26 protein-coding genes and 1 tRNA gene are annotated in these 26,395 nt (G+C 62.1%); 11 read left to right on the top strand and 16 right to left on the bottom strand.

What is annotated here, in order from left to right; genetic code table 11:
- Positions 1-4: 4 nt before the first annotated feature.
- Entirely contained in the window at positions 5-331 is a 327-nt protein-coding gene (locus AC07FD_RS01585; protein WP_478348366.1) for a hypothetical protein, read from the bottom strand.
- Positions 228-1,286: a serine hydrolase domain-containing protein gene (locus AC07FD_RS01580; RefSeq protein ID WP_478348365.1), complete on the bottom strand. Its 1,059-nt coding sequence runs from the start codon at positions 1,284-1,286 to the stop codon at positions 228-230. Before AC07FD_RS01580 ends, AC07FD_RS01585 begins: the two co-directional genes overlap by 104 nt.
- 190 nt (positions 1,287-1,476) lie before the next feature.
- On the opposite strand from AC07FD_RS01580, the gene AC07FD_RS01575 reads away from it, so the two are divergent.
- From AC07FD_RS01575 to AC07FD_RS01545, 7 genes are all read left to right on the top strand, one after another.
- Positions 1,477-2,376 carry a LysR family transcriptional regulator gene (locus AC07FD_RS01575; protein WP_478348364.1) on the top strand — a complete coding sequence of 300 codons (900 nt, stop codon included), beginning with the start codon at positions 1,477-1,479 and terminating at the stop codon, positions 2,374-2,376.
- A gap of 291 nt (positions 2,377-2,667) precedes the next feature.
- A complete protein-coding gene (locus tag AC07FD_RS01570) occupies positions 2,668-3,552 on the top strand; it encodes a cytochrome c oxidase subunit II (RefSeq protein WP_477398070.1) in 885 nt (294 codons plus the stop codon).
- Between the two features lie 21 nt (positions 3,553-3,573).
- A complete protein-coding gene (gene ctaD, locus AC07FD_RS01565; RefSeq protein WP_478348363.1) occupies positions 3,574-5,343 on the top strand; it encodes a cytochrome c oxidase subunit I in 1,770 nt (589 codons plus the stop codon).
- Positions 5,340-6,044, top strand: a complete 705-nt coding sequence (locus AC07FD_RS01560) for a cytochrome c oxidase subunit 3 (RefSeq protein ID WP_477227393.1) — start codon at positions 5,340-5,342, stop codon at positions 6,042-6,044. The genes ctaD and AC07FD_RS01560 overlap by 4 nt, the downstream gene beginning before the upstream one ends.
- 13 nt (positions 6,045-6,057) lie before the next feature.
- Positions 6,058-6,777 carry a heme-copper oxidase subunit III family protein gene (locus AC07FD_RS01555; RefSeq protein ID WP_478348362.1) on the top strand — a complete coding sequence of 240 codons (720 nt, stop codon included), beginning with the start codon at positions 6,058-6,060 and terminating at the stop codon, positions 6,775-6,777.
- A 9-nt stretch (positions 6,778-6,786) separates the two neighbouring features.
- On the top strand, positions 6,787-7,188 hold the full coding sequence (locus AC07FD_RS01550; RefSeq protein WP_478348361.1) for a cytochrome C oxidase subunit IV family protein: 402 nt from the start codon (positions 6,787-6,789) through the stop codon (positions 7,186-7,188).
- 43 nt (positions 7,189-7,231) lie between these two features.
- Positions 7,232-7,705, top strand: coding sequence for an aminoacyl-tRNA deacylase (locus tag AC07FD_RS01545; protein WP_478348360.1), 474 nt, complete (start codon positions 7,232-7,234; stop codon positions 7,703-7,705).
- 56 nt (positions 7,706-7,761) lie between these two features.
- On the opposite strand, the gene AC07FD_RS01540 is transcribed toward AC07FD_RS01545, so the two are convergent.
- From AC07FD_RS01540 to tig, 5 genes are all read right to left on the bottom strand, one after another.
- Positions 7,762-8,574, bottom strand: a complete 813-nt coding sequence (locus AC07FD_RS01540) for a DUF2189 domain-containing protein (RefSeq protein WP_478348359.1) — start codon at positions 8,572-8,574, stop codon at positions 7,762-7,764.
- 392 nt (positions 8,575-8,966) lie between these two features.
- Positions 8,967-9,902 carry a heme o synthase gene (locus AC07FD_RS01535; protein ID WP_478348358.1) on the bottom strand — a complete coding sequence of 312 codons (936 nt, stop codon included), beginning with the start codon at positions 9,900-9,902 and terminating at the stop codon, positions 8,967-8,969.
- Between the two features lie 33 nt (positions 9,903-9,935).
- On the bottom strand, positions 9,936-10,316 hold the full coding sequence (locus AC07FD_RS01530; RefSeq protein ID WP_184873768.1) for a c-type cytochrome: 381 nt from the start codon (positions 10,314-10,316) through the stop codon (positions 9,936-9,938).
- Between the two features lie 193 nt (positions 10,317-10,509).
- A complete protein-coding gene (locus AC07FD_RS01525) occupies positions 10,510-11,034 on the bottom strand; it encodes a hypothetical protein (protein WP_478348357.1) in 525 nt (174 codons plus the stop codon).
- 161 nt (positions 11,035-11,195) lie between these two features.
- Positions 11,196-12,671 (bottom strand): trigger factor, encoded by a 1,476-nt coding sequence (gene tig / locus AC07FD_RS01520; protein ID WP_478348356.1) that lies wholly within the window; start codon positions 12,669-12,671, stop codon positions 11,196-11,198.
- A 377-nt stretch (positions 12,672-13,048) separates the two neighbouring features.
- Between tig and AC07FD_RS01515 the strand changes: the two genes are divergently transcribed.
- Positions 13,049-13,131 (top strand) — tRNA-Leu (locus tag AC07FD_RS01515).
- 110 nt (positions 13,132-13,241) lie between these two features.
- Here the strand turns inward: AC07FD_RS01515 and AC07FD_RS01510 are convergent.
- From AC07FD_RS01510 to AC07FD_RS01500, 3 genes are all read right to left on the bottom strand, one after another.
- Positions 13,242-14,690, bottom strand: a complete 1,449-nt coding sequence (locus AC07FD_RS01510; RefSeq protein ID WP_478348355.1) for an aromatic amino acid lyase — start codon at positions 14,688-14,690, stop codon at positions 13,242-13,244.
- 67 nt (positions 14,691-14,757) lie between these two features.
- Positions 14,758-15,342, bottom strand: coding sequence for a GDYXXLXY domain-containing protein (locus AC07FD_RS01505; RefSeq protein WP_478348354.1), 585 nt, complete (start codon positions 15,340-15,342; stop codon positions 14,758-14,760).
- Positions 15,339-16,457 carry a DUF2157 domain-containing protein gene (locus AC07FD_RS01500; RefSeq protein ID WP_478348353.1) on the bottom strand — a complete coding sequence of 373 codons (1,119 nt, stop codon included), beginning with the start codon at positions 16,455-16,457 and terminating at the stop codon, positions 15,339-15,341. Before AC07FD_RS01500 ends, AC07FD_RS01505 begins: the two co-directional genes overlap by 4 nt.
- Positions 16,458-16,693: 236 nt before the next feature.
- Between AC07FD_RS01500 and AC07FD_RS01495 the strand changes: the two genes are divergently transcribed.
- The 3 genes from AC07FD_RS01495 (at position 16,694) to trmFO (ending at position 18,825) form a co-directional block, all read left to right on the top strand.
- Positions 16,694-16,834 (top strand): DUF1127 domain-containing protein, encoded by a 141-nt coding sequence (locus AC07FD_RS01495; protein ID WP_013531315.1) that lies wholly within the window; start codon positions 16,694-16,696, stop codon positions 16,832-16,834.
- Between the two features lie 48 nt (positions 16,835-16,882).
- On the top strand, positions 16,883-17,023 hold the full coding sequence (locus tag AC07FD_RS01490) for a DUF1127 domain-containing protein (protein ID WP_477440028.1): 141 nt from the start codon (positions 16,883-16,885) through the stop codon (positions 17,021-17,023).
- A gap of 392 nt (positions 17,024-17,415) precedes the next feature.
- Positions 17,416-18,825 (top strand): methylenetetrahydrofolate--tRNA-(uracil(54)-C(5))-methyltransferase (FADH(2)-oxidizing) TrmFO, encoded by a 1,410-nt coding sequence (gene trmFO / locus AC07FD_RS01485; RefSeq protein ID WP_478348352.1) that lies wholly within the window; start codon positions 17,416-17,418, stop codon positions 18,823-18,825.
- A gap of 14 nt (positions 18,826-18,839) precedes the next feature.
- On the opposite strand, the gene AC07FD_RS01480 is transcribed toward trmFO, so the two are convergent.
- The 6 genes from AC07FD_RS01480 to secDF all read right to left on the bottom strand — a co-directional run bounded on the left by AC07FD_RS01480 (position 18,840) and on the right by secDF (position 26,370).
- Positions 18,840-20,999 (bottom strand): SGNH/GDSL hydrolase family protein, encoded by a 2,160-nt coding sequence (locus AC07FD_RS01480; RefSeq protein ID WP_478348351.1) that lies wholly within the window; start codon positions 20,997-20,999, stop codon positions 18,840-18,842.
- 85 nt (positions 21,000-21,084) lie between these two features.
- The gene (locus AC07FD_RS01475) at positions 21,085-22,035 is read right to left on the bottom strand and encodes a sterol desaturase family protein (protein ID WP_478348350.1); all 951 of its coding nucleotides are present in this window, start codon (positions 22,033-22,035) and stop codon (positions 21,085-21,087) included.
- Positions 22,035-22,469, bottom strand: a complete 435-nt coding sequence (locus tag AC07FD_RS01470; protein ID WP_478348349.1) for a hypothetical protein — start codon at positions 22,467-22,469, stop codon at positions 22,035-22,037. Before AC07FD_RS01470 ends, AC07FD_RS01475 begins: the two co-directional genes overlap by 1 nt.
- An 80-nt stretch (positions 22,470-22,549) precedes the next feature.
- Entirely contained in the window at positions 22,550-23,395 is an 846-nt protein-coding gene (locus AC07FD_RS01465) for a phytoene/squalene synthase family protein (protein WP_478348348.1), read from the bottom strand.
- Between the two features lies 1 nt (position 23,396).
- Entirely contained in the window at positions 23,397-23,789 is a 393-nt protein-coding gene (locus tag AC07FD_RS01460; protein ID WP_095087708.1) for an Mth938-like domain-containing protein, read from the bottom strand.
- A gap of 28 nt (positions 23,790-23,817) precedes the next feature.
- On the bottom strand, positions 23,818-26,370 hold the full coding sequence (gene secDF, locus AC07FD_RS01455) for a protein translocase subunit SecDF (protein ID WP_478348347.1): 2,553 nt from the start codon (positions 26,368-26,370) through the stop codon (positions 23,818-23,820).
- Positions 26,371-26,395: the final 25 nt, after the last annotated feature.

The following is a 26,395-nucleotide window of genomic DNA, read 5'->3' as shown; positions in this document are numbered from 1 at the left end:
TGGATCAGGCGAGATCGAGCCCGCGGTAGAGACCGCGCTCGAACTCGTCGTAGAGCGCGACGATCCGCTCGTCGAAAAAGGGCAGGACCTGGGTGAACAGCGCGCCGGTGATGTGCTTCACCGGGTCGAGCCAGAAGTAGCAGTTGAGCAGGCCTGCCCAGGCGATGCTGCCGGCGGAGCGCCCGTTCGGTCCCGGCTGCGTGTTGATGTCGAAAGACAGGCCCCATTTATGCGGCTGTTCCGGGAACTGGTCGAAGCTGCGGGAATAGGACGGCTGCGCCGAGCGCATCTGCTGGACGTTCAGCTCGCCGATCTGGTTCTGCATCATCATGGCGACCGTCTCCTGACGCAGGATTCGGACGCCATGCAGCGCGCCTCCGTTCAGCAGCGCCTGCAGGAACGCCGTCGCGCGGCGTCGAGAAAGCACCGCCACCGCCCATGAAGAACTCCGGCCGCTGCGGCATCTCGAAGGGCGCCGGCTCCAGCCCGCCGTCGGCGCGGCGATTGTGGAAGGTAGCGACGCGCCGCTTCTGCCCGGCCCCGATCAGAAAGCCTGAATCCTTCATGCCGAGCGGCGCGAAGATATTCTCGCGAAAATAGATCTCAAGCGACTGATCCGACACCGCCTCGACCAGCTTGCCGACCCAGTCCATACTGATGCCGTATTCCCACCGCTCGCCAGGCTCGAATTCGAGCGGAGCCGCGAAGGCAGCATTTTTGCAGGTCGCGATGTCGGGCATGCCCGTCACCTTCTCGTAGCGGGTCAGAGCCTCGCTCCAGATCGAGTAGGTGTAGCCGGAGGTATGCGTCAGCAGATGGCGCACCTTGATCGCACGCCTGGCCGGCCACAGTCGCGGCGTTCCGTCCTCGGCAAAGCCGTCGAGAACCTGCGGCGCGGCCAGTTCAGGCAGGTATTTCGCCGCGTCGTCATCCAGATGCAGGCGGCCCTGCTCGATCAGCTGCATGCAGGCGGTCGCGCTGAAGGCCTTGGTCATCGACAACAGCCAGAACACCGTGTCGAGCGTCATCGGTGCGCCCGTTGCGACGTTCGCCTTGCCGAAGGCACCCTCGTAGACAATGCCTTTCGGTGTCGCCGCGACGGCGATGACACCGGCCACGTCGTTCTTTGAGACGCCGTCCCGCAAGGCGGCGTCGATCGCCTTGAACCGCACGGACGAACCGGCCGCCGTTGTTCTGGCCAAAGCGGGGCTGACCGTATCGAGAGCCAGAATGGCTCCTAGCATTCCGCCGCGCTGAAGCATCGTCCTGCGTGTGAGGTGGTCCATGGCTAACTCCTTTCCGGATCGAAGGAAATCCGATTTGCTCGGCCGTTCGCCCCGGCATTGCCAGGACGTCACCCTTGTAAGTCGTGCCATGACGTGATTCACGCGCATAAGGATCAGTACTAAGGTGACTCAGATTCACTGCTGATCGCGTTAGGCTCCGGCGGAGACCTGCCGGGCGAAGGGAGATCGAATGGTTTTCGATACACGGCTTCTGACCGGTGTCGGTGTCCTGGCAGCGGTAACGGAGGCAGGGAATTTCGCCCGCGCCGCGGAGATGCTCGGCCTGACGCCGTCAGCGGTGAGCCGTGCCGTCGCGCGTCTGGAAGCGCGGGTCGGTGTTCGGCTTTTCGATCGCAATCCACGCGAGGTCAGCCTCACCGAGGAAGGCCGCCGCTTCCACACGCAGGTGCTGCCGCTTCTGGCTGGCCTGGATGAGGCGGCCGCCGAGGCCGCGGGCGCGGCGGCGGTGGTGCGCGGCCGGCTGCGCGTCTCGGTGGACCCGTGGTTCGCGCGTATGGTGCTTGCATCGAAGCTGCAGGCGTTTCTGGTTCGCTATCCCCTGCTGTCGGTCGATTTCCTGACCAGCAACTATCGCCAGGAGATGATGACCGGCGTCGACGTGGCGGTGCGCTTCGGGCCTCCTGATGAGTCGTCCCTCATCGTGCGCAAGCTGCTGGAGACCCGCATCCTGACGGTCGCCGCTCCGGCCTATCTCGAAAAGCACGGCGAGGCGCGATCACCCCATGATCTCGTCCATCACGAAGCGCTTCTCTTCCGCGATCCCCAGACCGGCCTGCCCTTTGCCTGGGAGTTCCGGCGCGGCGGGGAGGTCAAGGAGGTCAAGGTCTCCAGTCGCCTGGTGATGGATGACCCAGTCGCGATCTCCGCTTGCCTGGCCGGTCAAGGCATTTTCCAGAGCCTCGCGATCGGCTTGGCGCCTCTACTGTCGCGGGGTGAGCTTGTTCAGATCCTGCCGGAATGGTCGGAGGAACTCTATCCGCTCTATGCCTATCATCCCTCGCGCCACCTCCCGCCGGCGAAGGTCCGGGCGCTTCTGGATTTCATCCAGGAGATTGCTGTCGGCGCGTAATCGATCCGCACGGTTGTGGCTGCCGGCGCTGCAACTGATTTGAGCGCCATTCACGCGAGCGCTGCGGATCTGGGGCGAATCGGTGTTGCAACTGCCCACAACCATCAGGCGGAAAGGCTAATCCAGCATGAGGGCCTGGAAACGGCCTTTTCGAAAGGTCGCGGCGGCAAAAAGGGTGCATTTTTCCCGTCAAGATAGTCGGCTCTGGAATTTCGATCGCAAATCAAGCATGATGACCTTGGCATTCGGCGGGACAGCTTCGCGGGCCCTCGAATGCCGGGAGGACGGGACATGGCCGTAGCGCTTGTACTCGTTTTGGTCGTCGTGGGCTCGGTGTTGTTTCACCTCCTGAGCCCATGGTGGTGGACGCCGATTGCCTCGAACTGGAGCTATATCGACAACACCATCATCATCACCTTCTGGATCACCGGCGTCGTCTTCTCCGCGGTGGTTCTGTTCATGGCCTATTGCGTCTTCCGCTTCCGTCATCGGGACGGAAACCGGGCTGCCTACGAACCGGAGAACAAACGGCTCGAATCGTGGCTGACGATCGTCACGGCGGTTGGGGTTACGGCGTTGCTGGTTCCCGGCCTGTTCGTCTGGAGCCGGTTTGTCAACGTCCCGAGCGACGCAACCGACGTCGAAGTCGTCGGCCAGCAGTGGCAGTGGAGTTTCCGCCTGCCGGGCAAGGACGGCAAGCTTGGCACGTCCGACACCCGTGACGTCACCGCTGACAATCCGCTGGGCGTGATCGCCAGCGATCCCAATGGTCAGGACGATGTCGTGGTCGAGGCGGCTGATCTGCATCTGCCGGTCGGCAAGCCGGTCAAGATGCTGCTCCGCTCGATCGATGTGCTGCACGATTTCTATGTGCCGGAATTCCGCGCCAAGATGGACATGATCCCGGGCTCGGTCACCTATTTCTGGTTCACCCCGACCAAGACCGGAACCTTTCAGGTCTTGTGCGCTGAACTTTGCGGCCAAGGCCATCCTTTGATGCATGGTGTGGTCATGGTCGACACCCAGCAAGACTATCTGGCCTGGCTTGGCCAGCAGCAGACTTTCGCCCAGTTGTCGGCACCCCAGCAAACGGGCTCGGCAGACCAGGCGCCGGGCAACACGACGGCGTCAGGTTTGAAAATTGCAGCAAAGCTCGAAACGGTCGGGTCTCGCTGAAAAGGACACGGAGGTGTTCCTATGGTCGACATCACGCCTGCAGATGGCATCCCGCCGGCCGAAGTCGCGGAGGTGGAACTCTACCATCCGCACAGTTGGTGGACGAAATACGTCTTCTCGCAGGACGCCAAGGTCATCGCCATCCAATATTCGGCGACAGCGACGGGAATCGGCCTGGTCGCCCTGGTGCTGTCCTGGCTGATGCGGCTGCAACTCGGCTTCCCCGGTACGTTCGACTTCATCACTCCGGAAGCCTACTACCAGTTCATCACCATGCACGGCATGATCATGGTGATCTACCTGCTCACCGCCCTCTTCCTCGGCGGCTTTGGCAACTATCTGATCCCATTGATGGTCGGCGCGCGTGACATGGTCTTTCCCTATGTCAACATGCTGAGCTACTGGATCTACCTTCTCGCCGTGCTGGTTCTGGTGTCGAGCTTCTTTGCGCCAGGCGGACCGACCGGGGCCGGCTGGACGCTCTATCCGCCGCAGGCCATCATGAGCGGCACACCAGGCGGCCAGGACTGGGGCATCATCCTGATGCTGTCCTCGCTGATCCTGTTCATCATCGGCTTCACGATGGGCGGCCTGAACTATGTGGTGACTGTGCTGCAGGGCCGTACGCGCGGCATGACAATGATGCGCCTGCCGCTGACCGTCTGGGGCATCTTCACCGCGACCGTCATGGCCCTGCTCGCCTTTCCGGCGCTGTTCGTCGCCTGCGTGATGATGCTGCTCGACCGCGCCCTCGGCACCAGCTTCTTCATGCCGGCGATCTCCGAGATGGGCGAGCAACTGCAGCACAATGGCGGCAGCCCGATCCTGTTCCAGCACCTGTTCTGGTTCTTCGGCCATCCCGAGGTCTACATCGTGGCGCTGCCGGCGTTCGGCATCGTATCCGACCTGATCAGCACCCATGCACGCAAGAACATCTTCGGCTACCGGATGATGGTCTGGGCCATCGTCGGCATTGGCGCGCTGAGCTTCGTGGTCTGGGCGCACCACATGTATGTCAGCGGCATGAACCCCTATTTTGGCTTCTTCTTCGCCACCACGACGCTGATCATCGCCGTTCCGACCGCCATCAAGGTCTACAATTGGGTGCTGACCCTATGGAGGGGCGACATCCATCTCACCATACCCATGCTCTTTGCCCTGGCGTTCATCGTCACCTTTGTAAATGGCGGGCTGACCGGGTTGTTTCTCGGCAATGTCGTCGTCGATGTTCCGCTGTCCGACACGATGTTCGTCGTCGCCCATTTCCATATGGTCATGGGTGTCGCCCCGATCCTCGTGGTTTTTGGCGCGATCTACCATTGGTACCCGAAGGTCACCGGCCGGATGCTCGACGAGACGTTGGGCCGGTTCCATTTCTGGGTCACCTTCCTCGGCGCCTACCTGATTTTCTTCCCCATGCACTACCTCGGCCTGATGGGCGTGCCGCGGCGCTACGCTGAACTGACCGACATGACCATCATGACGGAGTCGGCCCACCATCTGAACTCGTTCATCAGCATCATGGCCTTCATCGTCGGCTTTGCCCAAATGGTGTTCCTGTTCAATCTGATCTGGAGCATCCGCCATGGCCGCGAGGCCGGCGGCAATCCGTGGCGGGCCACGACCCTCGAATGGCAGACGCCGCATACACCGCCGACGCACGGCAATTTCGGCAAGGATCTGCCGATCGTCTATCGCTGGCCCTATGACTACAGCGTACCGGGCGCCAAGGAGGATTTCATCCCGCAGAACGTGCCGGGCTCCTTCGGCCCCTCGAGGGAGCCGGCATGAGCGTCATCCTGGTCTTCCTGCTCGTCATTGCCGGGTTTGCCGGATGGTGGCTTTCGCACCAGCGGCTGACGACCAAGCCATGGCTCGAACAAGGTCTGGCCGGCGATTTTGTCGGCCTCGACCGGTCGGCGCTGCCCACCGCCAAGATCGGCCTCGGCGTCTTCCTCGCCGTCGTCGGCTGCCTGTTTTCGCTGTTCACCAGCGCCTACTTTATGCGCATGGGCCTGTCGGACTGGCGGCCTCTGCCGCTGCCGCGCCTGCTCTGGCTGAATACGGGCGTGCTGGTCCTGAGCAGCATCGCGCTGCAATGCGCCGTGGTGGCGGCACGCAACGGTCAGATCGATATGGTCAGGCTCGGCCTTGCGACGGCCGGGCTCACGGCGCTTGCCTTCCTGATCGGACAGCTCATGGCATGGCGGCAGATGACCGACGACGGCTATCTGCTGAGCTCCAATCCGGCCAACAGCTTTTTCTACCTGATCACCGGCATGCATGGCCTGCACATACTGGGCGGGCTGGTGGGCCTGGGCAGAACAACTGTCGGCGCATGGAACGGAGCACGACCCGAGCGGCTTCGCCTCGGCGTCGAACTGTGCGCCATGTACTGGCATTTCCTGCTCTTCGTCTGGCTCGCCATCTTTGCCCTGCTGGCCGGTTGGGCCGCTACGTTCATCGACATTTGCCGACAGTTGCTGACCTGAAGGGATCAAGCGGATGGCAGAGACACTGACGCATATCGGCCAGACGGAGCCACGGCCCACAGGCTTGCAAGGCATTGCCGCCGACTGGTCCTCGGATCAGCGGGCGTTCAAGAACGTGTCCTGGGGCAAGGCCATGATGTGGATCTTCCTGCTCAGCGACACCTTCATCTTCGGCTGCTTCCTGCTCTCCTACATGACCGCGCGCATTTCGACACGCGTGCCCTGGCCCAATCCGAGCGAAGTCTTTGCGCTTCGCATCGGCGGCTCGGATATCCCGCTGATCCTTATCGCCATCATGACCTTCGTGCTCATCTCAAGCAGCGGAACGATGGCCATGGCGGTCAATTTCGGCTATCGCCGCGACCGCCGCAAGACAGCAATCCTCATGCTTTTGACCGCGGCGCTCGGCGCGACCTTTGTCGGCATGCAGGCCTTCGAATGGACCAAGCTGATCACTGAAGGGGTGCGGCCCTGGGGCAATCCCTGGGGTGCGGCACAATTCGGTTCGTCTTTCTTCATGATCACCGGTTTCCACGGCACCCATGTGACGATCGGGGTGATCTTCCTGATCATCGTGGCGCGAAAGGTCTGGCGCGGCGATTTCGACACCGGACGGCGCGGCTTCTTCACCAGCCGCACGGGCCGCTACGAGAACGTCGAGATCATGGGGCTGTACTGGCACTTCGTCGATCTGGTCTGGGTGTTCATCTTCGCATTCTTCTATCTTTGGTGAGAGGCAGACATGGCAGAAGCAACCGCAAACGGCCTCGGACAACACGCACTGCATGCTGGTCATGCACATGAGGCGCCGGCGCCCGTCACCCATGCCGACGCGCATCAGGAACATCCCATCAAGCTCTATCTGGTGGTCTGGGCATGGCTGTTCATCCTCAGCACCTGCTCCTACCTAGTCGATTATTTCGGCCTTCACGGATATCTCAGATGGTCGCTGATCCTGATCTTCATGATCCTCAAGGCAGGGCTGATCGTCGCCGTCTTCATGCACATGGCCTGGGAACGGCTGGCGTTGGCCTATGCGATCATCCTGCCGCCGATACTGGTGCTGGTGTTCGTGACAATGATGGTCTTCGAAGCCGACTACACCCTTTTCACCCGGCTGGCGTTTTTCGGATCCGGGCCCTGACGCGCGAACCCGTGCGTCGCGAACTCCGGCAAGGGAGGCCAAGATGACGATCGCAAACAGACTGAAGGACTTCATCGACGGCAAGGGTATTTCCTATGACACCGTCGCTCATCATCGCACTTCAACAAGCCGGCAGTCGGCAATAGCCGCGCATGTCCCCGGCAGCATCATGGCGAAATCCGTGGTCGTTCACCACGAGCTTGGCTACACGCTGGCCGTGGTTCCGAGCACCCACAGGATCGAACTTGGCAGGTTGCAAGACGTCATGGACAAGCGTCTCGGGCTCGCCTCCGAAGACGAGGTGATTTCGCTCTTCGGTGATTGCGACACCGGCGCCATCCCGCCGATCGGCGCAGCCTACGATGTGCCGGTGATTGTCGATGAAAGCCTTGGCGATGCCGCCGACATCTACTTCGAAGGCGGCGACCATAGAACGCTGGTGCATGTCAGCGGCAAGGATTTCCGCTACCTGACCATGGGCGCATACCAGGCCCGCTTCAGTCACCCGGCGTACTGACGGCTTCGATCAGACTGCACCGGCACCTTTGCCGGTGCAGTCGGGCAGAACCGTCCTCAACTCGCCGGTCTGGCTGGCGACTCCACGACCTTGCGGTAGACATGCCAGGTGGCGTGACCGAGGATCGGCAACACGATGGCCAGCCCGGCGAACACCGGCAGCGAGCCGATGATCAGGGCAACGGCGACGATCAGTCCCCAGACAGCCATGGTGATCGGGTTCGCCAGCACCGCACGCACCGAGGTGTGGATGGCTTCGTAGGCGCCCACGTCGCGGTCGAGCAACAATGGGAAGGCTATGACCGTTGTGCACAACACCACCACGGCGAAGACGAAGCCGATGAAATGCCCAAGGATAATCAGCGTCCAGCCGCGGCCGGTGGCGAATATTTCATTGATAAAGCCGGATATCGATTCCGGCGGAGCCGGGCCGAAAAGATATTGGTAGAACATCTGCGCCGTTAAGAGCCAGGCGATGAAGATTGCAAACAGCATGATCCCGACCGCTGCGATGGCCGGCAGCGCCGGAGAATTCCTGACCTCGAAAGCGTGCCTCCAGGACGTGTCGAGTCCGGCTTCCCGTCTGCGGCTGATTTCATAGAGGCCGATCGCCGCGAAGGGGCCAATCAGCGCAAATCCGGAGACCAGCGGAAACAACAACGGCAACGCATTGGCGCCCGAAGTCCAGGCGGCGAGCACGACGCCCACGAGCGGATAGATCAGGCAGAGAAAAACGATGTGCGAAGGTTTGACCATGAAATCGTCGACGCCCCGTTTGAGCGCGTCGAAAAGGTCGGAAACACCGATTTTTCGAATTTTGGTATGTTCCAGCGTCTCGCTGGCGCCTGCGATCACATGAAAGCTTGCCATGACCATTCCCTCCAGACCATGTCCGGTAAGGTCGCGGTTTCGCGGTGCCGTCGTTCTGCATGACTGGCCACGCAAAACCGCGACCTGCACCGGAATCAACATACTCTCTTGCCAGGGACTTGTCGCCCTTTGTCAGAAGACCTCCGGCTGTAGCTCTGGTGGTCTTTTTTCGCTATTCTCGTACAGCGGCCGCGCGCCCTTTTTGGCCGCGCAAAGGTTGAAGGTCATGGACGGAAGGACGCTTCTCATACTCGGCCTTGGCATAGTCGCCCTGCTGATCCTGGGATTCTGCGCAATACCATCGTGATGTTCGAGCAGGCCCTGGTCTGCAACGTCTTCAATGCAGCAATTACAGTTCGGCCATATCGATCCGGCGGGTTTCCTTTATGCCGTCAACCTCCGGCTGACATGAACGCTCGCGTTGCGATGTTGTCGGCAAGCAGTATGGCAAAAATCGCGAAAAGATAAAAAATCGAGAAGGCAAACAGCGCCTTTGCAGGCTTCATCTCCTTGTCGGGAACCACCAGAACCTTCCAGGCGTGCCAGATGAACCCCGCGCCCAATGCGGCCGAGGCAATTCCATAAAACCCGCTCGCGAACCCGAACGCCCAGGGCAGCACGCCGATTGGCGCCAGCAGCAGTGAATAGGCGAACATCTGTTTTCTGGTCGAGGCCTGACCGGCAACGTTCGGCATCATCGGGATGCCGGCAGCGGCGTAGTCGCCGACCTTGAACAGCGCGAGCGCCCAGAAATGCGGCGGCGTCCACAGAAAGATGATCAGAAACAGGATGACGCTTTCAGCGCTGACGGCGCCGGTTGCGGCCGCCCAGCCAATGACAGGAGGAAGGGCACCCGCCGCGCCGCCGATGACAATGTTCTGCGGCGTCGAGCGCTTCAGCCACATCGTATAGATGACGACGTAGAAGAAGATGGTGAAGGCCAGCAGCGATGCTGCAAGCCAGTCCACCAGCACGCCGAGCGTCATGACCGACAGCGCGGAAAGCACCAGGCCGAAGCCGAGAGCTTCACCCGGCGTGACGCGGCCCGACGGCACCGGCCGCTTTGACGTGCGCGACATCAGCGCGTCGATGTCCGCGTCGTACCACATGTTAAGGGCCCCGGCCGCTCCTGCTCCGATCGCGATCGCACCGATTGCAATTACGGCGATGACCGGATTCATCGCGCCAGGCGCCGCCATCAGGCCAACGAAGGCAGTGAATACGGCAAGCGCCATGACCCGGGGCTTCAAAAGCGCGAAGAAATCACCCGCCGTCGCTTCCGAGAGACGGATGCCGGTATCCTTGAGGCGGTTTTCCCTAGTCGACATCTCAGACCGATGGAAGCGCGCGGGCGAGCCAGGTCACTTCGAGAACGTTTTCAGATAGGCAATGACGTTGGCCACGTCTGCATCGTTCTTGAGGCCGGGAAACGCCATCTTGGTCCCTTTGACCATGGCCTTGGGATCGTGAAGATAGGTGGTCAGTGTTGGTTCGTCCCATTTGACGCCGGATTTGCCGGCCGCGATCATGGCATCGGAATATTTGAAATCCGGATGCGTGCCGGCGACGCGGCCGATGACGCCATGCAGCGATGGACCGATCTTGTTCTTGTCCTCGTCTGCGACGTGGCAGACCTTGCATTTGGTGAAGACCTTCTCGCCAGCCGCAGCATCCTGAGCCTGCGATGGATTGGCAACGAAGGTTGCAACAGACACGACGGCGAAAAACGCGACCAAACGCATGACTTTTCCTCCCTGATCGTCAAATGTGCCTGAGATAATCTGCGCATACCGGGGCCACCAGCAACACGCCTTGCACGGCAGAACAGATTATCGGATTCTCCCCCAAATGGAATTGCGGCACCTATGTACCACGGATTCTGGCCGGCGGGTAGAAGAGGTCGGCCGCGCAAAGGTTTAGGTCGTCTGCAGCGGCTCAAGGTACATTCGTGTTGCAGCTGCCGGCAACCTGGCTGACGGCTTCATCGAACCCCGCGAGGTCGAAATCGGCCTCCCCTCGCCCCGACAGCAACCCGAACCGCCAGGAAAGCTGGAGCCGGTTTGCGGCGCCGAGCCGTTTGATGCCGTCGGCGCCGTCGCGCATCAGCCTGCGGCCGCGCGGCCCGACCGACCAGCTTTCATCGAACTTGCCGCCCTGATCAAGCGTGACCGACACGGTGATCTTCCGGCTGGCCGAGACGGTGTCGTTCAGTTGCAGCCATTCGGTCCAGCGCGGTTCGCTGTCTGCCCGACAACCAATGGTCAGGATCGGGCTGTAGCTCAACGCGCCGCCGCCTGTGATCAGCTTGTTGGTGGCATAGAGCGATGCCGTAACGAGACCGTCCTCGGCCGTTTCGAACCGCCAATTGTCAAGCACGGTATCGGCGCGGGCAATGCCGCAGACCGAAACGAGGACCAGCGCCATTGCCGAGGCGTGTCCCACTTCGACGAACAGTCTCAAACGCGCGTCTCCGACGACCCAAGCGGCTTGCGATAGAGGATAATCATCAAAGCTTCGTATCACCACTGGCCACCACCCGCGAAGCGTTCCGGCTGTTGCAGTTTAGCAACGAAAAAGGCCGCCTCAAAGGGCGGCCTTCGTCGATTCTACGGAGCGCCGGCTTATTCAGCGTCCTTGGCGGCCTTCTTTTTCGGCGCGGCCTTCTTCTTGGGCTCTTCCGCGTCGTCGGCCTTCTTGTCGTCAGCCTTCTTCGCAGCGGCCTTCTTCGCCGGCTTCGCCTTGACGGCGGTATCGGCCTCCTCGTCGTCGGCCATCAGCTCTTCCTTGCTGACCTTGACATCGGTGACAGAGATCTGGCCGAGCAGATGGTCGACCACCTTCTCCTCGAACATCGGCGCCCGCAGCGTGTTCAACGCTTCCGGGTTGCTGCGATAGAACTCGAAGACTTCCTGCTGCTGGTTGCCCGGATAGCGGCGCACCTGCTCGAACAGGCCGCGCTGCAGCTCCTCGTCCGATACCGTGACGCCGGCCTTCTCGCCGATTTCAGCCAGCACCAGGCCAAGACGCACGCGGCGCTCGGCAAGACGCAGATATTCGGCGCGTGCCTCTTCTTCCGTCGTCTCTTCGTCGGCGAAGGTGCGGCCGGCCGCTTCCAGGTCGCGATTGACCTGGGCCCAGATGTTGTTGAACTCGGCGTCGACGAGCTTCGACGGCGCCTCGAACGAATAGGACGCGTCGAGCTGGTCGAGCAGCTGGCGCTTGACCTTCTGGCGCGTCATGGCGCCGAACTGGTTTTCGATCTGGCCACGCACGACGTCGCGCAGGCGCTCCAGCGACTCCAGGCCAAGGTTCTTGGCGGTCTCGTCGTTGATTTCCAGTTCGCCGGGCTGGGACACTTCCTTGACGGTGACGTCGAAGGTCGCTTCCTTGCCGGCAAGATGCGCCGCCTGGTAGTTTTCCGGGAAGGTTACGGTGATCTGCTTTTCGTCACCGGCCTTGGCGCCGACCAGCTGATCCTCGAAGCCCGGGATGAACTCCTTCGAGCCCAGCACCAGCGGCTGATCGGTGCCGGCGCCGCCATTGAAGGCCTCGCCGTCGATCTTGCCGACATAGTCGATGGTGACGCGGTCGCCATTGGCGGCCTTGCCGATCTTCGGCTCGTAGCTGCGTGCCGATTCGGCAACGCGCTGGACCTGCTCGTCGATCTCGGTGTCCGGCACGTCGAACACCTGGCGCGTCACCTTGATGTCGGAGAAATCCTTGATCTCGATCGCCGGAATGATCTCGTAGTTGAGGCGGAACTCGAAGTCGGCGCCGCCGGCCAGGATCTTCTCGGCCTCCTTCTCGTCCTCGGTCATGATGACCTCGGGCTGCATGGCAGCTTTTTCGCCACGCCCGGTAATGATCGTGCGGGTCGAATCATTAAGGATTTCGTTGACCACTTCGGCCATGAACGACTTGCCGTAGACCTTGCGCAGGTGCTGCACCGGCACCTTGCCGGGGCGGAAGCCGTTGATGCGGACCTTGTTCCTGGCGTCCGAAAGCCGCGCCATCAGCTTGGCTTCCATGTCACCGGCCGGCACGGTGACCTTGATCTCGCGCTTGAGACCGGAGTTGAGTGTTTCGGTGACCTGCATCGTAAAACCTTTGTTTTCACCAATGAGACTGCCACGGCCTCTGCCGCTCACAGCCTGCCGGTATAATCTTGCCGGGAATGGCTTTTGGTACGGAACCTGGCGATTTGACCGAAAATACGGCTCAAACTCTCCCAAACTGCGTTCCAAAATGTGAATAAGTTCTTGTTTTTCCTACTTCTTATCACATTTTGCAGAAGCGGATCGTCGCGTCCCGTCACATTCGACACGCCTTTTGTCACAGGCGAGGCTAATTTTCAACCATCTTCGCATTTCGGCGAACAACCAACATTTTTGGCCCTGACCCAACCTTTGGTCCTGACCCCAACACTTGTTCCCGACATTGACAGAATGATGGCTACATGGGATTGCCGGTCCATGCGGGTATGGCGGAACTGGTAGACGCACCAGATTTAGGTTCTGGCGAGCAATCGTGGGGGTTCGAGTCCCTCTACCCGCACCACCGTCCCACCCGGTAGTGGATTTAGGTTCCAGTGCCGAAAGGCGTGGGGGGTCGAGAGTCCCTTCATCCGTACCAATTCACCGGCCACGACTCCTTCCCGGCATCGGTGCCTACGCCTCGAACGCTCTCCCTGTGAACCATGCGGCCAGGTTCGCCAGTTCAGGCCCCAGCACGCGATCGTCGCCGACAGGCGGCACGATACCCCTGATGTCATCGACAAATGGCTGCAGCGCCGGCGGCGGCGCGCGTTCGGTCACGTGCAGCGCCTGCGAGGCCATCATCGCCAGCATCGCCATTGCCGCATCGACGCAGCGGCCCGCGGTCGCCTCCTTGGTCCATGCGAAGAACGCCGTGGTGGCGACGTCGTCCTGTCCGGCACCGGCCGATTCCGTTCCCGGAATGAAGGTGCGTTGCGCGGCGAGCTTGGCCTGCTCGAGATAGCCGGTGATCGCCATCGGCACATAGCCGACACTGCCGTGGCCATCGCTGTCGGCCCAATGCCGCCCGGTCATCAGAAGATCGGGCAGCAGCGACACCTTGCCGTTCAAAAGCTTGGAGGCATGACGGTCACAGAGCAGGCAGATGTCGGCCCATATCGCCGCCAGATCGTCCAGCGCCGGTGTCGCCATGGCGTTGTGATAGCCGCCGGTGCTGATGCAGCGGCCGAGCGGATGTGCGTCGTCCGGCGGGATGTAGACCGGATTGTCGGATATCGCGGCCAGCGAGACGGTAGCCGCCCGCTCGGCAGACGACAGCGCACGATGCGCCTGGCCGAGAACGCGCGGCACGATCCGATAGCTGACCGGCGCCTGATAATTGCGCCGGCCGTCTCCGGCGCCGACCAGAAATTCCCGCAACCCCTGGAGGGCCGCGGCTTCATGGTCGTCACCCCAGAGCGTGTCGAGCGCCACGTCGTAGTGTTCGAGCGGGGCGCGAAACGCTTCGATCGACAGTGCGAACACCTTGTGCGCCATGCGGATGCGGCGGCGAGCCGCGAGCGCCGCATCGGCCACCAGCGCGGCGGCGCAGGGCGAGCCGTTGATCAGCGAGCCCCGCTCCTTGACCTCCAGGTCGAAGCGCGCCGAGAGCTCGGCAAACAGTGGATAGAGCGCTAGGATCTCGCCAGCGCCGCCCTGGCCGGAGGCCGGTACCGTTGGCATCGGGCCACCGCCGAGCATCGCGGCAACGGCGAGCGCGATGCGCGGCGTGGTCGCTGCGTTGCCCTCGATGAAGTTGGTCAGCCGAGCAAGCGCGATCGCCCGGACCACCCGATCGGGCAAGGGATCGCCGAAAGACGTGGCGGCGGCGAACGCCTTGATGCGCGCATGGCGATCCCGCTCGTCAAGTTCGAGCTTGCGGCTCGCCAACTCCCCCATGGCGGTGGTTACGCCATAGATGACCGGCGGAGGGTCGGATTCGATGAGCTTGAGGAACGAGGCTCTGCATTCGGCGATGCGCTGCAAGGCCTTCCCGCCGATCGCGACCGTATCCTTCTTCCAGGCGACGCGGAAAACTGTGTCGAGGTTTATGTCTTCACGCGTCGACAGGGTGATTGGCATGCTTCTTACCGTCCAAGTGGGAGACCGCCGAGGGCTTCTGTCGACCATCCCGATCGACATCATTGGTTTAATAGAGCGGTTCCTCGAACAGCGTCTTGTCGCCGTCCACCAGCGCCTTGATCTGCGCGGTGCCGTCGCCCGCGAGGGCGAGACGGATGCCGAATGGGCGCACCCGCATGTCGTTCTGGATCGCCGTCCCCTCACCTTCCGGCAGGTAGAAGCGCTCGATGCCGTAGTCCGGGGCGATGGTCATGCCTTCGCTGCGAAGATCCCAGCCCTCCGCGAGATGGCCTGCTATGTCGGCCTCGTCGGCAGCGGCCGGCATCGGCGCCTTGCCGAACCAGGCAGCGGTCGGCTGCCAATAGCCATCGGCACCCTTCTTCAAGCGGACGACGATCGGCGTGTCGTCGCTCGAAAATTTGTCGGCCGGGACGTTGGCGATCATCTTCACCGGTATCCGCGAAATCGCGTAGCCAAGGATAATATAGTCGCCGCGCAGGAGATCGCGCGGATCGACGGGTTCGATTTTCAGCAGCACTTCCTTGCCGTTGCGCAGGATCGCCGCCCGGCCGGCGATGATCCAGCTCAAAAATCCGATCTGGACGAGCGCCAGCACCAGCGCCGAGATGATCAGCCTCTTTCCGGTCATCATGCCGTGGCTCCCTTGGTGGCTGGGCCCTTCATGCGTTTTTCGATGCGGATGATGACGATCGCAAGGATGCCGAGCAGCACCGCGGCGGCAAGGAAGAAGCCGGCGGTATCGAGCATCGATTGCAACATCACCACATAGATGATGGCGATTTCGAAGGCGAAGCCGGCATAGGCAAGCCAGCGCAACCCGCGGCTCTCCCGTCCTGCCAATACGATTGCAGCGACGATGCCCGCCAACGCAATCACCGAGGCGATGGCGAACCCGCTGTTGTAGGTGCTTTCGTCAGCCAGTTCGAACTGGACCATTGCCAGGCCGGTGAGGAAGCCGAGCAGCGCGTGCAAGGGCAAGCGGCCGCCGAGTTGCACGATGCTGTCGACCGGCTCCGGCGCAAGGACCGAGGCCGCGAACAGCAGCGCCGAGACGATGACCAGGGGGATCGCCACCTGCAGCGTGGCGTGATCCATGCCAAACAGGACTAGGTAGAACAGCAGCGACAGGATGATCAGGTGCCGCGCCGGCTGGCTGCGGGTCCAGAACGAGACGGCAAACAGCACGATCGCCATGATCACGAAGAGATGCGGAAAATCGCTGCGGTTGTAATAGTCGAAGCCTTTCAGGAACAGCCAGGCATCGGCGATGCCGACCGCAGCCACGGTCAGCGGGTTCGAACGCAGCGCGACCGCCGCCAATGCGGTGCCCGCGCCCCAGGTGACCAAGGCCGACGTCTCGTCGCCGGAGAGATGGTACATCTGGCCGATTAGTGCGATCGAGCCGCCGAAGGCCGCCGCGGCCACGATCCACAGCGCCTCGCCGATCGCCGCATGGTCGCGCGTCTTCAACAGCGCGCCGCCGACGTAGCCGCCAAGGATGACGGCAAAGAGTGCCGCGACCCGCGCCAGCCTTGGGATCGCATCCCAGTTGGCGGCGACGAAAATCAGGATGGCGGCGCCGAACAGCAAGGCAGCCATCATCGCCAGGATCGAGCCGAAGCTGAGCGATTTGCGCTCGTTTGCCTCGACGTCGCGGGTCAGGGAATCGGCGGTCGCGGCGTCGATCAGGCCGGCCTGCCGCCAGCGCGCGATATCCGACCTCACTCGTGACGAATAGCCCGCCATGCCGCTTCTCCCCCAGCTTGGTCTTTTTTTCAGCCGACCCGGTCAAACCGTTGACGCAACGGCATTTTCCGATTCGGGCTTCTTTGTGTCAGGTCCGTGAACGCGCGTTAATGCTGCATTGCACAATTTGCATTGCTGCCATGCAGCCATAGCGCTTTTAAATCGATATAGGCCCGCCTATCTATGCTTCGTACACAAACGGAATGATCCGTAAGAAAGACGAAACGAGAACTACCATGAACCTGATCCGCAACTACCGCAACTGGCGCCGCTACAGGGACACCGTGTCCGAGCTGAGCCGCCTGAGCAACCGTGAACTGACCGACCTCGGCATCAGCCGCAGCGACATTCCTTACGTCGCTCGCAAGGCGGTCTAATTCTTCGGACCGCGAATGGTCCGAACAAGTTTTGAGAAGAGAACGACAATGAACCTGATCCGCAACTATCGTAACTGGCGCGTTTATCGCGATACGGTTACCGAGCTGGGTCGCCTTTCGAACCGTCAGCTGCATGATCTCGGTATCGTCCGCGACGAAATCAAGATCGTAGCCCGCCGGGCGATCTAACCAGAATTTCGCCAGGGTCGACCTCCTCCCCGACCCTGACGGATCCGGTCAACCTTCACCTCCTCCCGAGGGTTGACCAACAAAACGGCGCCCGCCGCACCTCCTCCCGCGGCGGGCGTTGTTCCCCCCGGGGCAAAACGAATTTTGCCCCAGAGGTTTCGCCCCTTTCAAAAATGGCGAAAGAGATTTCGTCAAAGCCGACCTCCTCCCCGGCGATGACGAATACGGTCGGCCTTCACCTCCTCCCGAGGGTCGACCCCAAAAACGACACCCGCCGGACCTCCTCCCCCGGCGGGTGTTGTTGTTTTCAGGGGTTGGCTCCGCCGCAGCCGCTTGCCCTGCGCCACGCGCGGCAATTGCAATCACCGCTCCAAGCGATTATTCCGGCGCTCATGAGCAAAAATCCCATCCACATCATCGGCGGCGGCCTCGCCGGTTCTGAAGCCGCCTGGCAGGCAGCCGAGGCTGGTGTGCCCGTCATCCTGCACGAAATGCGGCCCGTTCGCGGCACCGATGCGCACAAGACCGATGGCCTGGCCGAGCTGGTCTGCTCCAATTCCTTCCGCTCCGACGACGCCGAAAACAACGCCGTCGGCCTGCTGCATGCCGAAATGCGGCTGGCCGGCTCGCTGATCATGAGCGCCGGCGACGCCAACCAGGTGCCGGCCGGCGGTGCGCTTGCCGTCGACCGCGACGGTTTCTCCGACGCTGTGACGAAAAAGCTCGAAGGCCATCCGCTGATCACCATCCAGCGCGAGGAAGTGCCGGGCTTGCCGCCGGCGGACTGGGACCAGGCGATCATCGCCACCGGTCCGCTGACCGCGCCTTCGCTTGCCCAATCGATCGCGGAGGCGACCGGCGCCGATGCACTGGCATTCTTCGACGCCATCGCGCCGATCATCCACTTCGACACGATCGACATGGATACCTGCTGGTTCCAGTCACGCTACGACAAGGTCGGACCGGGCGGCACCGGCAAGGACTACATCAATTGCCCGATGGACAAGGACCAATATCTCGCCTTCGTGGCGGCGCTGGCCGACGGCCAGAAAACCGAATTCAAGCAATGGGAAGGCACGCCCTATTTCGACGGCTGCCTGCCGATCGAGATCATGGCCGAACGCGGCGTCGAGACGCTGCGCTACGGGCCGATGAAGCCGATGGGGCTGACCAATGCGCACAATCCAACAGTCAAGGCCTATGCCGTCGTCCAGCTGCGGCAAGACAATGCGCTGGGCACGCTCTACAACATGGTCGGCTTTCAGACCAAGCTGAAGCATGCCGAGCAGGTGCGCGTGTTCCGCACCATTCCGGGCCTGGAAAACGCCGATTTCGCCCGCCTCGGCGGCCTGCACCGCAACACCTACATCAACTCGCCGACCTTGCTCGACGCCTCGCTGCAGCTGAAGTCGCGCCCCGGCCTGCGCTTCGCCGGCCAGATCACCGGCTGCGAGGGCTATGTCGAAAGTGCCGCGATCGGCCTGCTAGCCGGACGCTTCGCCGCCGCCGAGCGGCTCGGCCAGGCACCATCGCTGCCGCCGCTCACCACGGCCTTCGGCGCCTTGCTCAACCACATCACCGGCGGCCACATTGTTTCGGACGACGAACCGGGAAACCGCTCCTTCCAGCCGATGAACGTCAATTTCGGCCTGTTCCCGCCAATGGAAGCGCCGAAGTCAGAAGGCAAGCGCCTGCGCGGCAAGGACAAGACTGTCGCCAAGCGGCAGGGGATAACCGCACGTGCGCGTGCCGATTGCCGGCAGTGGCTGGGGCTGGCATCCCAAGCGGAAGCAGCCGAGTAGCCCTGCTCCTCCCTTCAGTGCTGTCGCACATCCGCGACCGTTGGCCGTGGCAAGTTGAGCATCGTGGTTGCTGCCGCGAACACCGCGTCCGCGATGTGGGCATGGCCTTCCGCGGTCGGATGGAACGGACCGCCCAGGCAAACCTCAACCAGATCGAGCAACGCCCAATCCTGCGGCGGCGGTGGCGTGCCGCTCGCCTTGGACTGCACGAAAAGGCAGATGTCGTTAATGGTGCGGAACCAGCGCTCGCGCGGCGCGTAGGCACGCGTGTCGCGAGACGCCTTGAAATCGGCATCGCGATAAGCGGAAAAAGGCTCGAATTCCGACCATTTGTCCGGTCGCGGCCCGTCCGCATGGTAGTAGGGCAGCATCAGGCTCTCGGCGGCGGCGACGCCGCTCGACAAGCTCTTTTGCGCACAGATCCCATGCTTGGCGAACGCAGCACGTTGGGCATCGACGAAATGCCAGTTTCCCGCGTGGGCAGCGTCGCGCGTCGCCGGGTAAAGCACATTGTTGGCGAAATCGCTGATGGGACGCAGCGTCGGCACGTCGATCGACAGAACCCCACCGACGTTGAAGCCTTCAAGCCTTTCACGCGGCGTGGCTTCGCCACAGAGCCTTCCGTCCTGGTTGAATTCGATCTTGGGAAACGCGGTCAGCGCGATGTTGGGCATTCCACCGTTGCTGGCGATGGGCAGCGGCGCCAGCGCCTTTCGCAAGGCGGCAAAGCGCGCCGGCAACTCCTTTGCGCGGATTCGCGCCGTGGCGACATCATGCGCCTTGGCGATCCGCGCGACAGTTCTAATGACTGACGCGCCGAGGGCGTCGGCGCGGAACCTGCTGTTGGCGTTTGCGTATGGAGGCCTTGTCTTGGTCAGCGCTTCCACGATGAGCGGTGTGAAGCCGACATCGTTTCCACCGATGGACACGATCAGCATGTCGATCGTCCGCAGGAACCGCCCCGGCTTGCAGTCGAGGAGTTTGGCGCTGCGCAATGCGCGGCCTCGCTCGTCGGTGAGCGGTGTGTCGAAAGTCACTGTACGGGTTGCATGCGTGCGCAGAAGATCATCGCGGCACAGTTCGATCATCAGTCGATCGATCTGCGGCAAGTTGCGACGCAGTTTGCCGCCCGACGAAAAATAGGAATTGTTGACTGCCTCAACCCCGGCATAGGGAAAAAGCAGCCCTTCCGTCACTTCGGCCCCTGAGCAGGCAAAGCCGAGAAATGTCACTGCGCTGTGCTTGGGATCGGCAAGAGCGACCTGCAAGGCGACGCGCAGATGATAGCTATAGGCCGAACGATGGCATTTGCGGTCGAGCCAGCCGGCCGGCGCATTCTGATAGCGGACCGGCAACGAATAGGCTGGCACCGATTTGATCGCTTGAGTGTCGGGGTCATAGACGAAGGAGATGTTGAGAAGTCTTCGTCTTGACAGCGGATCGATCTCGACCGGCGTATCGGGATTGCCTTCGCCCGACGAAAAACTGTCGCCGGTACCGGCGATGAGGCGGTCGCGAACCCAGATGGCAGGTTGCGAAAGCACCATGCCATTCGGCAAGGTCACAGACACATCGACACCGCGCGCTGCTTCCGGGATATCTGGTTCAAAGGGAATGCGTGCTTCAAAGAGCGCGGCGCAGGGCTGTTCCGCCGTCGCCGAAAGCCGGCCACGGCCGGCAATGAAAATCGGCCGCGCGGCTTGCCATCGGCAGATGCCGGCCGGCGCATCCGTCAAGCTGAAGACAACGGTGTGCCCTTGCGGGCGCACGTAGTCGCTCCGAAGTGCGGTTCCGAAACTGTCGCTGGTGCAGGACGAATGCCACTGTTCGCGGCTGTCCCAGCAGGTGGAGCGGCGAAGATTGACAGGGTTGGCCCAGCCGCGTTCGGGCCGACCCGCGCGCTTGGGATTTGGATAGAGCGTGGCGTCCTGTTTGTACCACTCACGTAGCCAGCGCGGATCGTTGAGCAGCCGTTCGAGATCGGAAACAGCCGTAGCGGTGAAGGTGCCGCCATGGGTTGTCATGACCTCGGCCATGGCTTCCCGCTGCATATCGAAATCGGTGGTTTCGGTGAAATACCGGAAAGGATGCTTGACCCGCCAGTCGATGGCTGGCGCCGCGTAAGTCAATGTTGTGGCGAGCAGAAAAAAGCAAGTGGATACAAGACGAAGCATGATCACCACCCCCAAATACTAGGATGCCAAAAATAGTGCCAAGCCATCATGCTGTCAAATTGACACCAGGTCGTAGTTTACTTCACTACTCGGCCGACTCGACACTCGCTTCCGGCAAGCCCGGCTTGCCGGCTTCGCCCGGATTCCGCCTGACATAGGCGGCTTTCAGGCTCTCCGAGGTTTCGCGCGAGCCGTCATGGCTCCAGCCCGGCGGCTTGATCAGGTAGTTCAGCCGATCGCTCAAGGTCAGCCCCGGTGCAAGGGCATCCCTGAACATGCCGATCCATTCGTGGAACGCCACTTTCAGCGGATTGAAGGTGCCAAGGTTCTTGACGATGCCGTAGCGCGGTCGGTCCTCTTCCAGCTCCTCGACGAAACTGCCGAACAGGCGATCCCAGATGATCAGCGTGCCGGCATAATTGGCGTCGAGATAACGCGGATTGGTGGCGTGGTGGACACGGTGGTGCGACGGCGTGTTGACGACCAATTCGAACCAGCCCCACATCTTGCCGATCGTCTCGGTGTGGATCCAGAACTGCCAGACCAGATTGAAGCCGAAGGTGAAGGCTATCACCGCCGGATGGAAGCCAAGCATCACCAGCGGCGCCTGCAGCACGAACATGAAGGTGAACAGGCTGGTCCAGCTTTGTCTCAGCGCCGTCGACAGATTGTAGTGCTGGCTTGAGTGGTGGTTGACGTGCTCGGCCCAAACCCAGCGCACCCTGTGCGCGATGCGGTGGTAGACATAGTAGCGCAGGTCATCGAGCAAGAAGGCGGCCAGCAACACCCAGACCGACAGGCCGAGATTGAACACGCGGAACTGCCACAGCCACAGCAGCGCCCAGTAGGACACCACGCCAAGCAGCAGCCCAGCGACGACATTGCCGGTGCCCATCATCAGGCTGGTCAACGTGTCGCGCGTCTCGAACGAGCCGTTGGCGCGGCCGCTGCGCACCAGCCAAAGCTCGATCAGGATCGCGGCAACGAAGAACGGGATGGCCAGTTGGGTGACCTGCGGAAAGTTGTAGCTGTCCATCACGTCGCCTCCCCAGCGGAATTTGAATGTCGCGGCTCAAGCGCTTTCAGCAAGCCTTGCGCATCTGTTGCGCTGGCAAAGCGAAAGCGACCGCCCTTCCAGGTGAAGTCGGCTAGCCGAAACGAGACCGTGTCTGCGTCGCCGGCAGTCAAAGCCGTGACGTCCCGAGATGTGACGATGCGGGTCAAAAAACAGTCGCCAACGCTGTGAACGATGCCAGTGCGCCCTCGCCCGAGATCCAGGAACGCCGTCCCGGCATCAGCCGTCAGGCGAACTGCCGCAGCCACCTCGTCGGGAAAATCCTCGGCGAAACGGCTCAGCGCCTGGTCCGCGCCAGCAAGCGTGGCGGTCCTGCTGCCACCGGTGAAATGTACGGAGGCGACCGACAGCGCAATGCCAAGGGCGACAATCGCGACCAGCAAAGGCAAGCTCATGGATGGGTATCTCCTCCGGCCGGTCTGTCGTCTCTGGCAACAGTTTGGCCGGGGACTCCTTAACACGATTGACGTTTACGTCAAAGTGCCGACCAGCCCTTGCTCGCGCGACGCAGCAGCAGCCAATGCCTGTGCAAAGCCGACAGCCGCGCCACGCCATCGAGCGGCGAACCACTCTCCATTTTCCTGAGATAGGCACGCGACAGGGCCAGCGGCAGAAATGCCTGATGCAACGAAACCGGCAGAGCAGACGCGCCTTGCTCGAAGGCGGAAAGATGGTCGCGCGCCAGCGCCATCATCGCTGCCACCGCGCGTTTGGCGCCAGGGCCGCCATCGCCGGCAACAAACTCTTCCGGCGACGATCCCGCCGCGGCCAGGATATCGGCCGGGACAAAACATTGCCCGCGTTTGCGGTGCAGCGGCAGCAGAAGCAGCAGGCCGGTCATCGCCTGCGCACAGCCTGCCCTACCCGCCAGCTCGGCAAACCGTGACGCCGCGACGGGATCGAGCACCATCGCCGCAAGCTGGATAAGTGCGGCTGCCGTCTCGCCGCAATAGCCTTCCAGATCGGTGCGCGACGGCATCGGATCGTCGTAGAGGTCGAAAATGCGCGCTTCGAGCATGTTGTCGAAGGCCGGTTTCGGCAGGCGGAAAGCGGAAATCGTCGCCTTCAGCGCGTCGGCAACGGGGTGGCCGATGCTTGCGCCGTCATCTTCAGCGGCAATGACATCGCGCCACCATTGCAGCCGCACTTCGCCCGGCAACGCCTCGTGGATGCGATCGCGAATGCCTGCGATCTCGGCATTGAAGGCATAGAGCGAAAACAGCGCGTCGCGCTTGTCGGCCGGCGCATAGAGCGCGGTGAGATAGCGGTCGTGATCGGCGGCGCGCACCGCATCCACGACGATTTTGGCATTCTCAGACATGTCAATCGACGGCGATGAGCGCGGCGGCCACGGCGCGGTCTTCCGCCAAAAGGACATTGTAGGTCCGCACCGCGGCACCCGTCGACATCGGATCGGACGCAATGCCCGCCGCCTTCAGCGCGGCTCGCAGTGCCGACGGCAATGGCCTGAGATCCCTGCCCATGCCGACCACCAGGATCTCGATCTTGTCGGCTTCAGCCAGCAGCCTGTCAAAATCCGCCACCGTCAGCGCCGCGGGATCAGCCGGTTCCCAGCCATGGATGCCGGATGGCAGACAGAGCAGCGAGCCGCGATGCGACATGTCGGCGAAGCGGAACCCGCCATTGCCATAGGCTTCGATCGGCGCGCGGCCGGGGAAATGCGCCTCACGGATGACGATGCCTTTGCCGGTCACCGTTTTGTCACCCCTTCGGGGCCGCGCGTCAGGTCGCGACCGCCTTGCCGCCGCCGAGCGGCTTCTCCTCATCCGAGGTCGAGGCCTGCGGCCGCAACTTGAACAGGATGAGCAGCGGCGCGGCGATGAAGATCGACGAATAGGTGCCGAACACGACGCCGAACAGCATCGCCAGCGTGAAGGAGCGGATAACCTCGCCGCCGAACAGCACCAGCGCCAGCAATGCCAAGCTGGTCGTCACCGAGGTCAGTGTCGTTCTCGACAGCGTCTCATTGATGGCATTGTTCAAGAGCTGCGGCAGCGGCATCTTCTTGTATTTTCTGAGATCCTCGCGAACGCGGTCATAGACGACGATGGTGTCGTTCAGCGAATAGCCGATGATGGTCAGGATCGCCGCCAGCGACGACTGGTTGAATTCAAGCCCGGTGATGACGAAGAAGCCAAGCGTCATGACAACGTCGTGCACGGTGGCGACGATGGCGCCGACAGCGAACTGCCATTCGAAGCGGAACCAGACATAGATCAGGATGCCGACCAGCGCGACCAGCATGGCAATCGTGCCTTGCTTGGCCAATTCTCCGGACACCGTCGGCCCCACCACTTCGACGCGGCGAAAATCATAATTGTCCTGCAGCTCGCCACGCACCTTGTCGATCACAGTCTGCTCGGCGTTTTCACCTGCATCTTGCGTGCCAACGCGGATCAGCACGTCGTTCGGTGCACCGAATTGCTGCACCTGGACCTCACCGATGTTGAGGTCCGACAGCCGGCCCCTGATGTCGGCGATGTCCGCATTGCCGCTTTTGGCCTGCACCTCTATCAGCGAACCGCCCTTGAAATCGATGCCGTAGTTGATGCCGACGGTCATGAACGTCACCACGGACAGTATCGAAAGCGCGCTCGACAGCGTGAACGTCCAGCGACGGATGCCCATGAACGGAATTTTCGTCCCAGGCTTGACGAAGGTCACCGGCGCGTGAGGCAACTCCTTCGGCCGCGCGCGTCGCAACCAGATCGAGACCAGCATCCGGGTGAAGGTGAAGGCGGTGAAGACCGTGGTCAGAATGCCGATGGCGTAGGTGATGGCAAAGCCCTTCACCGGCCCGGTGCCGAGATAGAACAACACCACGGTGGCGATCAGCGATGTGACGTTGGAATCGACGATGGTCGCCAGCGCCTTCGAGAAGCCGGTGTCGATCGCCTGGATCACCGAGCGGCCGGCGCGTCGCTCCTCGCGAATACGTTCGTAGATCAGCACGTTGGAATCGACGGCCATGCCGATGGTCAGCACGATACCGGCGATACCCGGCAAGGTCAGCGTCGCGCCGAGCAGCGACAGCAGCCCGACGATCATCGCCACGTGCACCGCCAGCGCGATGTTGGCGAGGAAGCCAAGGAAGCCGTAGGCAACGAACATGAAGGCCACGACGAGGACCGAGCCGATGATGCCGGCGACCTTGCCGGCATGGATGGAATCCTGGCCGAGCCCCGGACCAACGGTACGCTCTTCGATTACCGTCAGCGTCGCGGGCAATGCGCCGGCGCGCAGCAGCACGGCGAGGTCGTTGGCGCTCTGGGCGGTGAAATTACCCGAGATCTGGCCGGTGCCGCCGAGGATCGGCTCGCGGATCTGCGGCGCCGAAATCACCTGATTGTCGAGGATGATGGCAAACAGCTTGCCTACATTCTGTGCCGTGGCCTGGCCGAAGCGCGCCGCGCCCTTCGAATCGAAGCGGAATGAAACCACCGGCTCGTTATTCTGCGAATTGTATGTCGCCTGGGCATCGACGAGATTTTCACCCGAAACGATGACGCGGTTTTCGATCAGATAGGGAACCGGCGGATCATCCTGCGAATACAGCACCGAAGAGCCGGCAGGCGGGCGCCCATTGAGCGCGTCCTGCACCGGCATCGACTGGTCGACCATCTGGAACGTCAGCTTGGCGGTCTGGCCGAGGATTTCCTTCAGCCTTTGCGGGTCCTGAAGGCCCGGCACCTGGACAAGGATACGGTCGTCGCCCTGCCGCTGCACGATGGGTTCGGTCGTGCCGAGTTCGTTGACGCGGCGCTCGACCACCTCGATCGACTGCGTCAGGGCTGTCGATGTGCGGTATTTGATGCCGGCGTCGGTGACGTTGAACTTGAGCAGGCCGGGCCCGGAATCGTCGAGCGTCATTTCCTGGATGGAGCCGCCGGTAAACAGGCCGGCAGCGACCGGATCGGTCAGCGACTTCAGCGCTTTCTTGGCGGCATCGAGCTGGGCAGGATCGGTGATGCGGACCTGCAAGGTCCGCCCCGTTCCGGCAAGGCCGGTATAGCCGATCTTGGCGTCACGCAGCAGTGTGCGGATTTCGTCGCGCGTCGTCTCCAGCCGATCCTTGATCAGATCGTTCTGGTTCATCTCCAGCAGGATGTGCGAGCCGCCCTGCAGATCGAGGCCGAGCGTCATCTGCCGCTTCGGCACCCAGTCGGGAAGCTTGGCCAAGGTGCTGGCAGGAAACAGGTTGGGCGCGGCGAGGATCACTGTGATGGCCACGGCCACCCAGATCAGGATCATCTTGAAGCGCGAGAAATACAGCATATGGCGTCGTCCGTCAGAGCGTGTC

Source organism: Mesorhizobium waitakense (assembly GCF_056431085.1).
The sequence above is the reverse complement of the archived record's forward strand: the minus strand, read 5'-3'. Positions and strand labels throughout refer to the sequence as shown.